Genomic DNA, 12,271 nt, shown 5'->3' on the forward strand with positions numbered 1-12,271 from the left:
TTTTAAAACAAACAAATTATGTCAGACATAGCATCAAGAGTAAAAGCAATTATCGTAGACAAATTAGGAGTAGACGATAACGAAGTAACTAACGAAGCAAGCTTCACAAACGATTTAGGAGCAGATTCTTTAGATACAGTAGAATTAATTATGGAATTCGAAAAAGAATTTGATATCCAAATTCCAGATGATCAAGCAGAAAATATTGGTACAGTAGGACAGGCAGTAAGCTATATCGAAGAAGCAAAAAAATAATACTTATATGCAATTAAAACGAGTTGTAGTAACTGGACTTGGCGCATTAACGCCAATAGGAAACAATAAAGAAGAATATTGGGAAAGCTTGGTTAACGGAGTTAGCGGAGCTGCGCCTATAACGTATTTCGATGCTGCCAAGTTCAAGACTCGTTTTGCATGTGAATTAAAAAATTTCAACGCGACAGATTTTATTAATAGAAAAGATGCGCGTAAAATGGATAGATTTACTCAATACGCAATGGTAGCTTCTGATGAAGCAATTGCAGATTCGAAATTAAATCTTGATGAAATTAACAAATTAAGAGTAGGAGTAATTTGGGGAGCTGGTATTGGAGGTTTAGAAACTTTTCAAAATGAAGCTATGAATTTTGGAGCCGGAGATGGTACTCCTAGATTTAACCCATTTTTTATTCCTAAAATGATTGCTGATATCGCACCAGGTCATATATCTATTAAAAATGGATTTATGGGACCTAATTACACAACGGTATCTGCATGTGCATCATCAGCTAACGCGATGATAGATGCGTTAAATTACATACGACTAGGTCATTGCGATGTTATTGTAACCGGTGGTAGTGAAGCCGCAATTACGTACGCAGGAGTTGGTGGTTTTAATGCAATGCATGCACTGTCTACAAATAATGAAAACCATAAGTCAGCATCAAGGCCTTTTGATGGTGAACGTGATGGTTTTGTTTTAGGAGAAGGAGCTGGAGCAATTGTTTTAGAAGAATATGAACACGCGAAGGCGCGTGGAGCAAAAATTTATGCAGAAGTTATTGGTGGAGGTATGTCATCTGACGCGCACCACATGACAGCACCACATCCTGACGGAATCGGTGTTATTGCTGTAATGAAAAATTGCCTTGAAAATGCAGGGTTAAAACCTGAAGAGGTTGATCATATTAATACCCACGGTACTTCTACACCATTAGGTGATGTTGCTGAGTTAAAAGCGATTTCTGAAGTTTTTGGAGCACATGCTAAAAATATCAATATTAATTCAACAAAATCTATGACAGGTCATTTACTTGGGGCTGCAGGAGCTGTAGAATCTATTGCCTCTATATTGGCAATGGAGCACGGAATTATTCCTCCAACGATTAACCATGTAAATGTTGATGAAAACATTAATCCAGAATTAAATTTAACGTTAAACAAACCTCAAAAAAGAGAGGTTAAAGTTGCCATGAGTAATACGTTTGGTTTTGGAGGTCATAATGCTTGTGTAGTATTTAGAAAATTAGATTAATTTTTTATGAATTTTCTTCGTAGAATAGTTAAGCCCCAAAATAAAGAGGACGAAAATTTTTACTACGAATTAAAAGAACTGCTTAATTTTAAACCTATAAAACTTTCACATTATAAGAAAGCTTTTACCCACAGGTCTTTAAAATTAGTAGATGAAAAAGGTAATCCAATTAATTACGAACGACTAGAGTTTTTGGGTGATGCAATATTAGGATCTGTAATGGCTTCTTATTTGTATAAAAAAGTTCCAGAAGGAGACGAAGGTTATTTAACTCAAATGCGATCGAAAGTAGTAAGTAGGGAGCATTTAAATACATTAGGTAAAGACCTAGAGCTAATTAGATTTGTAAAAAGTAATATTTCTCAAGAGCATATTAGTAATAATATTTATGGTAATATTTTTGAAGCTTTAATAGGAGCTATTTATTTAGACAGAGGTTATAATTATTGCCATCAATTTATATACGAACAAGTAGTGTTACCCTATGTTGATATTGAAAGGTTAGAAGGTAAAATATCTAGTTATAAGGGGTTTGTGATAGAATGGTGCCAAAAAAACAAACGGAAATATAAGTTCGAGTCTTACGAAGATTCTGGAAATCAATCTAAAAAACATTTTAGCGTACGTGTTAGTATCGATGGAAATGTTATTGGTAAAGGAAGAGCTACTTCAAAGAAAAAAGCAGAAGAAATTGCAGCAAAAAGAGTGTATTTTGCAATGCAAAGTCAAATGGAAAACTCTTAACATTGTCGCGAAAAGCTTTTCGTAAATTTCACATTATATTTTAGATACATTCAGTAATTTAGCTAAAAGCAAATAATTGTTTTTATGGCTACTTATACGTTGAATATTAATGAATTTTCTACGAATGATTACGTATTAATAGGTATTCATACAACGCTTAATGAATATAAAATAGCGTATTTATTAAATAAGTACTTACATACAAAATTTTGTAAAGCAAACTATAGCTTAGATTTTACCAATAAAAATAATCAATCTTTTTATTCGGTATTTGAATATAGTAATACAACTTTAGATTATGAATGGTTTTTAATAAACAATGTATACAAGTCAACAAGTAAAACAAATTCAACGAGTCTTTTTAATGAGAGTGCTTCAGTAACGCGACTTGTTCCAGAAAAAAAGAAAGTTGATTATTTTTTAAAAATAACAGGAGATTTTGATTTTGAACAAGTTGTAAAAACGATTGAAAAAATTAATAAAATTCCTGAAATAATTACCTCTTATCAAGTAGAGGTAGAATCTTTAAAGTCAAAAGATTTTTTAATATTTTAAATTATGCCACACAACAAAAAAACAAAAATTGTAGCCACTTTAGGACCTGCAACAAATACAAAGGAAGTTTTAGCTGAAATGGCAGCTAATGGAGTAAACGTTTTTAGAATTAATTTTTCACATGCGGATTATAATGATGTAAAAGAACGTGTGCAGCAAATACGAGAAATTAATCAAGAAAAAGGATATAACGTAGCAATTTTAGCAGACTTACAAGGGCCTAAACTTAGGGTTGGTGTAATGAGCGAAGGTGTTGAGTTAAAAGCAGGTGATACTTTTACCTTTACGACAGAAGAATGTAAAGGAACAAAAGAAAAAGCCTTTATGACCTATCAACGTTTTCCGAAAGATGTAAAAGCTGGTGAGCAAATTTTAGTAGACGACGGTAAATTATTATTTGAAGTCGTTTCAACAGATAAAAACGAAGAAGTAATAACAAAAGTAATCGTAGGTGGTCCTTTAAAATCTAAAAAGGGGGTTAATTTACCAAACACCAATATATCACTACCTGCATTAACAGAAAAAGACAAAAAAGATGCCATTTTTGCGTTAGAACAAGAGGTGGATTGGATTGCATTATCATTTGTTAGAAATCCTGAGGATTTAAGAATGCTACGTGATTTAATCAAACAAAAATCAAGATATAGAGTTCCGGTAATAGCTAAAATAGAAAAGCCAGAAGCGGTTGAAAATATTGATGCTTTAATTCCATATTGTGACGGATTAATGGTAGCACGTGGAGATTTAGGTGTTGAAGTACCTATGCAAGACGTTCCGTTAATTCAAAAAATGTTGGTAAGAAGAGCTAAACAAGCAAGAATTCCTGTAATTATTGCTACGCAGATGATGGAAACTATGATTGAAAATGCCGTGCCAACAAGAGCAGAAGTAAATGATGTTGCAAATTCAATTATGGACGGTGCAGATGCTGTGATGCTTTCTGGAGAAACATCTGTAGGAAAACACCCCATACGTGTTATTAAAAAGATGACAGAAATTATTGGAAGTGTTGAGTTTTCTGATTTGATAAAAGTACCTCAAGAAGCGCCTCATATTCGTACCAATCGTTTCATTACAAAATCGGTTTGTCATCATGCAGCTTTAATGGCAGATGATATTAATGCGGCAGCTATTACTACTTTAACAAATAGTGGTTATACTGCTTTTCAAGTTTCTGCTTGGAGACCAAAATCACACGTATTAGCCTTTTCATCAGAAAAAAGAATATTAGGTAAATTGAATCTTTTATGGGGAGTTAGGGCGTATTATTATGATCGCGATTTGAGTACTGATGATACATTAGAAGATATTAATGAAATTTGTAAAGAAAAAGGATTTGTAAAAACAGGAGATTTTATGATTAATTTATCATCAATGCCTGTAAAAGCAAAAGGAATGGTAAATACCTTGCGTGTTTCACATATAGATTAGTATTGTTTTTAGAGTAAAAAAAGCGTTTTAACTAGTAACTAGTTAAAACGCTTTTTTTTATAATTTAATTTTTCTTGAACAAATAATAGCATCGTTTACGACAAAAGGCATTGGCATCATAATTTCACTTCGTGGTTTTAAAGCAAACTTTTTGTTGGATAACAAATCGTATGATATTTCATTTAAGGTAATATTTGGTTTTATGTTTTTATCGATCGTAAATGATAAAGTAAGTTTTTTGTCAGAATTTGCCATTTGGTAAATTAATAGTGTTCCGATATCAGCAGTAAATTCTTTTCCATTATCATAAAAAGCACCGTTTACGTTTAAGTTTTTTAACTTCAGTTTTTCATTGTTGTTAAATTCATACCTCTCTATTTTTCGTGTTGGTATAATGGTTAAATTTAAGAGCCTTTCATTATTAATAATGGTATCTTTATTTATGATGATGTTTGAAGTGCTAAAATTTCTATTTTCAGCTTTTTTATGATAACTAAACGTAGTATTGTATTTACTTTTCCCTTCAGTATACGGAATGCTTCCATTAACATAATCGTCTTCAAAAACTTGTTTGGTAAAACCATCGAAGGTTTTATTATAGGTTGCCCAATATGAGGTGTTAGTATCTGAATTTTGGATAAAAACAATACTATTAGGTTTTTTCTTATCGATTGAAAATCCGCTATTAAAGGTAGCAAATCCGAAGAAGAAAATGGTAGCTAAACCAGTAATAGTTTGCCATTTGTTTTTCTTTTGTTGTTGATGAAAAATAGGTAATATGAATCCGAAAACCAAAACTAATAAGAAAGCAGAAACAAATAATATTTTTAACCCTAACGCTACAGGAAACAATCGTATCATAGGAACAATGATGTAAATTGTTGGAATAGAAATTATAGCAAATAACGTAGCTTTTGAGGTTGCTTTAACATTCATAAATATCAAAATAGCTAAAATGAATAAAGAAGCATAAATAGGGATGATAAAAAAGCCAGCACCAGGTAAATATTGAGTAATTAAAAAGTTTAAAACAAGTCCGACAAAAATTGGCGCAATAAAAAGATCGGTGGTTTTTTCAGCATTAAATTTATTGTAAATTTTAAATAAAATCCAACAATTTAATAAGATGAATGCGATGATATATTGATATCCATTATAGGTAAACCCATGTAGTATATCGGTGTATTCAGGATGTACTAACAAAATTATTTGCCATAAAATATAGGATACACCGGTACAAATAACCAACGCTGCTAGGAATGGTACAAACCCTTTTAATACTGAGTGAACAGCTATTTTTCCTTTTCTTAATCCGAAAAAAACAAGTGTGATGAAAATAAATAAAGCTATTATGAACATTGGTAAAACCCACGAAAAAGGGTAGTTTAAAAGCTTCATAAACGGAAAATTGACATAAATATAATCAACCTCACTATGAGTATTTGTTAAATCAGAATTTGAAAAATAATTAATAGAAGTAGTAAAGTATTCTGCTTGATGTTGCAATGTTTCTCTATTTAATCTTTCAAAAGAATCTTGGGCGGTATGATAATCAAAATGATCATCAATAAAAGCAAAGTTGAATCCGTTAATATTGCCTTTTTCTCTAAAAACAGTTAAATCGGTATCGTTGGGTAATTTTTTATAGATGCTGTACATTAATGAATTTGCAGCGGGATAATTAGGATTAGAATTTAAAAATTCGGTCAATATTTTTTTATTTTTCGCGTTGGTTTCCATCAACATATAACTAGCGCCACCGCTACCTCTAGCTTCAAAATTTAATACCAATCCAATGTTTTTTGCAAAAGGATGATTTTCAACAAAAGCCTGTGCACCAAGCAATCCTAACTCTTCAGCATCTGAAAAAAGAATAATAATATCATTTTTAGGTTGTTGCTTTTTAGCTAAAAATGCACGTAGCCCTTCTAAAATGGTAACAACACCCGATCCTGCATCACTGGCACCTAATGAAGAGTGTGGATTTGAATCGTAATGCGTTAAAAGTAATAGTGATTTTCCGTTTCCACTACCTTTAATTTTTGCAATAATATTTTGAGTCGAGGTACTGGCCCTCCATTTTTTATTGATGACTGTTTGTTGCTGTATTTCAGGATTTAAACCTAATTCTTTTAATTCGTTAACAAGATAATCTTGTACAACTTTATGTTCTGCTGAACCTGTATGGTGTGCTCTTTTTGAGATATTTCTTAAATGAAATAAGGCATTACTGATAGAAAAATCGGTTATTTTAGCCTCTTTGTTTGCTTTTGGCAGTGTAGGAGTTATATCGCTAGAAGCCCAATAAACTGTTAAAATTATGATGATAACAGCTAAGAAATTATTTAATGATTTCATATTGAATTTTATAATATTATAAAAGTAGGTAAATTAATCTTGTTTAACTAACAGAAAAAGTTCGTTTTCTAGCTCTAAATATCCTTGATCATACACATAGTAATATGTATTTCTTGTTTTTGTTATGTATATTGAAGTAATAAATTTAAAATCGAAACCTTTGTCGAATAATTTACGCCTGCTAACCTTCGTTTTTCCGGTAATATTTAAATCGGTAAGAATTTTATAGTTTTTTCGTAAGCGGTTATTGGTATTTCTAATAAGGTTTTTACTGTCTTTATTTACTTTGTTATTATAAGAATTTCGACAATAATCTGAACAGAATTTTTTATCAATTCGTCCTATAACTTTATCTCCACATTCTAAACATTTCTTACCTATCATAAGTCGATTTTTTAAGTTCGTACCAATTTACTTTTACATCTTTGTAATTAAATTCATTTACAAACTGCAAACCTATTTTTTGTAAAATTTTATTAGAACCTATATTTTCTATATCAGCGGCTCCGTAAATAGTATCGTATTTCATTTCTTTAAATCCAAATTCTAAACAAGTAAAAGCGGCTTCTGAAGCATAACCTTTGTCCCAAAACTCAGGAATCAATCGATAACCGATATCTATAAAATTTTGATGATTGTTTAATTTTTCTTTTTCGCCAGTGTTTAATTTTAATCCAGCCCAACCAATAAATTTATCGGTATCTTTTTCAATACACGCAAAACGACCAATACCAAGTTTTTTATATTGTTGTTGAATAAATTGAATGTTTTCTAATGCTTGTTGTTTTGTCTTTATCGGATTTTTACCTAAATATTGATGTACTTTTTCATTAGAATCTAACTCGAAAATTCCGTTAACATCCGTTGTTTGTATTTCTCTTAAAATTAATCGGTTAGTCTCTAAATAAAACTTCATGATGTAAGTGTTTGAAAACAAAGGTATTAAATTTAATTAAACATTTACATTCATTTACAAACGAAAACAAATGATTACGAACCGATTTTAATTTGTATTGTATTTCATCTTTGCAGTGTCAAAACGAATTGGCAAATAATAATCATTTAAAACTTATCTTATGAGTACGTTAAGAAACAAAGTACAGCTAATAGGAAACTTAGGAAACGATCCAGAAATTATTACGTTAGAAAGTGGTAAAAAATTAGCAAAATTATCAATAGCTACTAACGAAAGTTATAAAAACGCACAAGGCGAAAAAATTACCGATACACAATGGCATAATGTAGTTGCTTGGAATAAAACAGCTGAAATAATAGAAAAATACCTTAAAAAAGGAAATGAAATTGCTATTGAAGGGAAATTAACCTCACGTTCGTATGAAACGGCTGAGGGGGAAAAAAAATATATAACTGAAGTAATTTGTAATGAATTATTAATGTTAGGAAGTAAATAAGATAAAAATAATTGATTTTTTACAATTTTTAAAAAACTCAGAATTATACAAAATTCTGAGTTTTATTATAATTAAAAACAAAACAAGCAATCAAGAGTTTTTAAATTTAAAAGTATTTTTGCAACATAAAATTGTAACTAATGAAAGAAGGAAGATTGAAAGTTGAAATTAAAAATTATTTATTTATTCTTTGTGGAAGTTTAATTTTAGCAATAGGAATTGTTGGATTTTTAGCACCTAACAAAATAGCAACGGGTGGTACTTCGGGGTTATCAATTATATTAAATTATATATCTAACATTCCGATAGGAATGTTGCTGTTGTTTATAAACATTCCATTACTTCTAATAAGTGTAAAATATATAGGAAAACGATTTGCGTTTAGAACCACAATTTCAATTGTTTCACTAGCCTTACTTATCGATTTATTTAGAGAAGTAATACACTTTCCTGTTTTAAGTGATAATACTTTACTTTCAACAATTTACGGCGGGTTATGTGTAGGGTTAGGTATCGGAATTATTTTTAAAGGAGATGCCTCTGCAGGTGGCGGGGCTATTATTGCCCGTATTATAAAAGATAAGTACGATATTAAACCTGGTACCGTAATCTTAACGTTAGATGTTTTCGTTGTGCTTTTATCGGCAATTGTTTTTAAAAATTTAGAACTTGCTTTATGGGCAATGCTAAGTATTTTTGTAGCAAGTAAATTTATTGATTTGGTGCTTACTGGGCGAAAGCAGAATAAAATAGTTCATATAGCTTCAGAAGATTTGCACACGCTTAAAGATATAATTGCTACAAAAATGGGTGTTTCTGGAACTTTAATTGAAGGGAATGATTTATCCAAAACAAACCAACGAAATATTATATTTTTATCAATAAATAAAAACAGAATAGTAGCGCTTAAGAATCTTGTTGAAAAACATGATTCGAAAGCGTATATGATTGTTTTAGAGGCAACAGAATTGTTAGGCTCTTCAAGAGAGTTATAACTTAATTATAATTCATAGAAAGCTGAATACGTTTTCTGGTTATATCAACTTCTAATACTTTAACCTGAACTTGCTGATGTAAATTTACATGCTCAGCAACATCCTTAACAAAAGTATTTGACAGGTTAGAAACATGCACTAAACCACTTTCTTTAACACCAATATCAACAAAGCAGCCAAAATTGGTAATGTTATTTACGATTCCTGGAAGTATCATGCCTGTTCTTATATCATCAATTGTTTTAATATGCTCATTAAAACTAAAGGCTTTGGCTTTTTCACGAGGGTCTAATCCTGGTTTTTCTAATTCCTTTACAATATCTTGTAATGTAGGTAATCCGAAAGAATCAGTAACATATTGTTGCAATTTTAATTGTTTTAAAACAGCAGTATTTCCTATTAAATCAATTATTTTACTACCAGAATCTTTCGCCATTTGTTTGACTAAAGTATAACGCTCTGGGTGAACAGCAGAATCATCTAGTGGATTATTACCGTTTTTAATACGTAAAAAACCAGCAGATTGTTCAAAAGCCTTTCCTCCTAATCGAGGTACTTTTTTTATAGCAGTTCTATTAATAAAGGCACCGTTTTCATTTCGGTAATTCACAATTTTCTCAGCTAATTTGGGTCCAATACCAGAAACATAACTTAACAAAGAAGCACTTGCGGTATTAATATTAACACCTACCTTATTAACGCAATGTTCAACAACGGTATCTAATGATTTATTTAGTTTTGATTGTTCTACATCATGCTGATATTGTCCTACACCAATTGATTTAGCATCAATTTTAACCAATTCTGCAAGTGGATCAGCTAATCTTCGCCCGATAGAAATTGCCCCACGAACAGTAACATCATGATCAGGAAATTCATCTCTTGCAATTTTTGAAGCTGAATAAATAGAGGCACCAGCTTCACTTATCACAAATATTTTAACATTATTTTTAAACGGAATACGTTTTATTAATTGTTCGGTTTCTCTTGATGCAGTTCCGTTACCAATTGCAATTGCTTCTATTTGATGCTTATTAACTAATGAATTAATTTTATTTTTAGCTTCTGATGATTGATGTTGAGGTGCATGCGGATAAATATTTTCGTTGTGTAATAAATCACCTTGTTCATTTAAACAAACCACTTTACAACCCGATCTAAAGCCAGGGTCAATAGCTAAAATTCGTTTTTCACCTAATGGCGCTCCTAATAAAAGTTGCTGTAAATTTTTAGCAAATACAGTTATGGCACCTTCATCGGCTTTGTCTTTAGCAATTGATACAGCTTCGTTTGTTAATGAAGGAAGTAATAATCGTTTATAAGAGTCAGTAATTGCTAGTTCAATTTGATGTGCACATTCATTTTGAGAATTAATAATTCTGTTTTCTATTTTTTGAAGCGTACGCTCATTATCAATTTCAATTTTTACACGAATAAAACCTTCTTTTTCGGCACGAAGAATGGCTAATAATCGGTGTGAAGGAATACGGCTTAAGTTCTCTTCCCAATCAAAATAATCTTTAAATTTTTGAGCACTTTCGTCTTCTTTTTTTGTTTTTATAACTTTGGTTGCAATACGAGCATAACGCGCTAATTGATGACGAATGTTATTACGAACATCAGTACGTTCATTTACCCATTCAGCAATAATATGTCGTGCTCCTTCTAAAACCTTCTCATCTGTATCAACGGCATCATTTATGTATTTAGCAGCTGTAAACTCTAAATCATTTATTCGCTGACTCATAATCATTTTAGCTAAAGGCTCCAGTCCATTTTTACGAGCAGTCTCAGCTTTTGTTTTTCGTTTCTTTTTATATGGAAGATAAATATCTTCTAGAACGGTAAGGTCGTAGGTTTTGTTAATTTTAGTCTTTAAATCATCTGTTAAACAAGCTTGTTCTTCTAATGCTTTAAGAATGGTTGATTTTCTCTTTTCAATAGTATCAAACTGTTCTTTTAACTGCACTATTTTACCAATTTCAACTTCATCTAAGTTTCCTGTTATTTCTTTTCGATAACGCGCAATAAACGGAACGGTACAATCTTCATTTAATAATTCAACAGTGTTTTGAATTGATTTTTGAGATATTTGAGTTCGAGAAGTTATATAATTGAGGAGTTGCATACAGTAAATTTTAAAATAAAAAACCTCGCGTTAAAAGCGAGGTTCAAATATAACAAATGTTGTTTTTTTATTTAAGATTTAATGCTCTTTCTATTTTTTCCCAATCGACTATTTTAAAATTTTGAGCTAAACTATCCTTGGCTGTGTTATTAGTTCCGTCTTGTGCTAAAAAGAAACCTTTAGGGTATTTATCTCCGAATGAAACGCTAGTAACATCAATGCCATCGGTATCATTAGTACCATCAACAATACCATCTTTTAATGAAAAACTTCCTAAATATTGATTACTTACTCTATCAAAAACTGCATAACTATTATTTCCTTGTGATGATAATAAAATATATCCCTTCCCTTTTCCAGAGTCATATAAGGTTACTCCTTCAAAATCGGCTTTCATATTTAAGTCTCTTGTTCCTATAATTTTAACTTTGGTGTTTGATAAATTTGGTTCTGCCTCATACCTCCATAACGCTTTGTCTTCTTGACCGATATAAACTTTTCCATGAAAATCATCAGCAACAATTCCTTCTCCTTGTCCGCCTAAAATGATATTTCTAACAATTTTAGCATCTATTTTTCCGTTCTTTTCAAAGAGTTCCCATTGTTCTACTCCTCCTCGTTTACCAACAATAAAAACATAAAAGGTGTTTGTTTTAGTGCTTTTATACATACCTAAACCATATACTTCTTTCAGTGTTGATTTAATAGTACGTGCGGCAATATCTTGTAATTCTCCATTCTCTTTTACTATTAAAATAGAAAGTGTATTATAAGTTCTATTACTTCCAGTAACTACAGAAACAGTTTTTCCGTTTAAAATAAAACCATTACGAATATCAACATTATTAATGCGTCCTATTTTGTAGGTTGCTAAACGTTTACCATCTAAATTATAGGTTTCTAAACCTTCTTTTTTATTGGTTCCTATAATTATTGATTGCATTACGTTATTTGGGTTTACCCAAATACAAGGGTCATCAGCAGCATCATCAAAAGAAGTAACAGGTGTAGTTTCTGCATCGGCAGTTATTGCCACCACTGGCTTTAAGTGTGGCGTGTTATGTAGTATTTTTTTTACTTTACAGCTGCCTAAAATAATACATGCTATACTAAGGGTTAAAATTTTTCTCATGAT

The 12,271-nt window shown here is 31.0% G+C and carries 12 protein-coding genes; 7 read left to right on the forward strand and 5 right to left on the reverse strand.

What is annotated here, in order from left to right:
- Positions 1–18: 18 nt before the first annotated feature.
- From BA195_RS03300 to pyk, 5 genes are all read left to right on the forward strand, one after another.
- The gene (locus tag BA195_RS03300) at positions 19–255 is read left to right on the forward strand and encodes an acyl carrier protein (protein WP_068702406.1); all 237 of its coding nucleotides are present in this window, start codon (positions 19–21) and stop codon (positions 253–255) included.
- 7 nt (positions 256–262) lie between these two features.
- Complete coding sequence (gene fabF, locus BA195_RS03305; protein ID WP_068702408.1) at positions 263–1,513, forward strand: beta-ketoacyl-ACP synthase II; 1,251 nt, start codon at positions 263–265, stop codon at positions 1,511–1,513.
- A 6-nt stretch (positions 1,514–1,519) separates the two neighbouring features.
- Complete coding sequence (gene rnc / locus BA195_RS03310) at positions 1,520–2,257, forward strand: ribonuclease III (protein WP_068702410.1); 738 nt, start codon at positions 1,520–1,522, stop codon at positions 2,255–2,257.
- 84 nt (positions 2,258–2,341) lie between these two features.
- Positions 2,342–2,812, forward strand: a complete 471-nt coding sequence (locus tag BA195_RS03315; protein WP_068702412.1) for an IPExxxVDY family protein — start codon at positions 2,342–2,344, stop codon at positions 2,810–2,812.
- Between the two features lie 3 nt (positions 2,813–2,815).
- Positions 2,816–4,243 carry a pyruvate kinase gene (gene pyk, locus BA195_RS03320; RefSeq protein ID WP_068702419.1) on the forward strand — a complete coding sequence of 476 codons (1,428 nt, stop codon included), beginning with the start codon at positions 2,816–2,818 and terminating at the stop codon, positions 4,241–4,243.
- Positions 4,244–4,300: 57 nt separating this feature from the next.
- On the opposite strand, the gene BA195_RS03325 is transcribed toward pyk, so the two are convergent.
- The 3 genes from BA195_RS03325 to BA195_RS03335 are packed head-to-tail and all read right to left on the reverse strand — an operon-like array spanning position 4,301 to position 7,517.
- Complete coding sequence (locus tag BA195_RS03325) at positions 4,301–6,601, reverse strand: M20/M25/M40 family metallo-hydrolase (RefSeq protein ID WP_068702421.1); 2,301 nt, start codon at positions 6,599–6,601, stop codon at positions 4,301–4,303.
- Positions 6,602–6,634: 33 nt separating this feature from the next.
- The gene (locus BA195_RS03330; protein ID WP_068702423.1) at positions 6,635–6,985 is read right to left on the reverse strand and encodes a hypothetical protein; all 351 of its coding nucleotides are present in this window, start codon (positions 6,983–6,985) and stop codon (positions 6,635–6,637) included.
- The gene (locus tag BA195_RS03335) at positions 6,975–7,517 is read right to left on the reverse strand and encodes a GNAT family N-acetyltransferase (RefSeq protein WP_068702425.1); all 543 of its coding nucleotides are present in this window, start codon (positions 7,515–7,517) and stop codon (positions 6,975–6,977) included. The genes BA195_RS03330 and BA195_RS03335 overlap by 11 nt, the downstream gene beginning before the upstream one ends.
- Positions 7,518–7,677: 160 nt before the next feature.
- Here BA195_RS03335 and BA195_RS03340 point away from each other — a divergent pair, with 160 nt between their 5' ends.
- Together BA195_RS03340 and BA195_RS03345 are read left to right on the forward strand one after the other, a co-directional pair.
- Positions 7,678–8,013 (forward strand): single-stranded DNA-binding protein, encoded by a 336-nt coding sequence (locus tag BA195_RS03340; RefSeq protein WP_068702427.1) that lies wholly within the window; start codon positions 7,678–7,680, stop codon positions 8,011–8,013.
- 140 nt (positions 8,014–8,153) lie between these two features.
- The gene (locus tag BA195_RS03345; RefSeq protein WP_068702429.1) at positions 8,154–9,008 is read left to right on the forward strand and encodes a YitT family protein; all 855 of its coding nucleotides are present in this window, start codon (positions 8,154–8,156) and stop codon (positions 9,006–9,008) included.
- 1 nt (position 9,009) lies between these two features.
- On the opposite strand, the gene BA195_RS03350 is transcribed toward BA195_RS03345, so the two are convergent.
- Both BA195_RS03350 and BA195_RS03355 read right to left on the reverse strand, forming a co-directional pair.
- On the reverse strand, positions 9,010–11,136 hold the full coding sequence (locus BA195_RS03350; protein WP_068702431.1) for a Tex family protein: 2,127 nt from the start codon (positions 11,134–11,136) through the stop codon (positions 9,010–9,012).
- Positions 11,137–11,203: 67 nt separating this feature from the next.
- Complete coding sequence (locus tag BA195_RS03355) at positions 11,204–12,268, reverse strand: phytase (protein WP_068702433.1); 1,065 nt, start codon at positions 12,266–12,268, stop codon at positions 11,204–11,206.
- Positions 12,269–12,271 lie beyond the last annotated feature (3 nt).

Source organism: Tenacibaculum soleae (assembly GCF_001693415.1).
Lineage (GTDB): Bacteria > Bacteroidota > Bacteroidia > Flavobacteriales > Flavobacteriaceae > Polaribacter > Polaribacter soleae.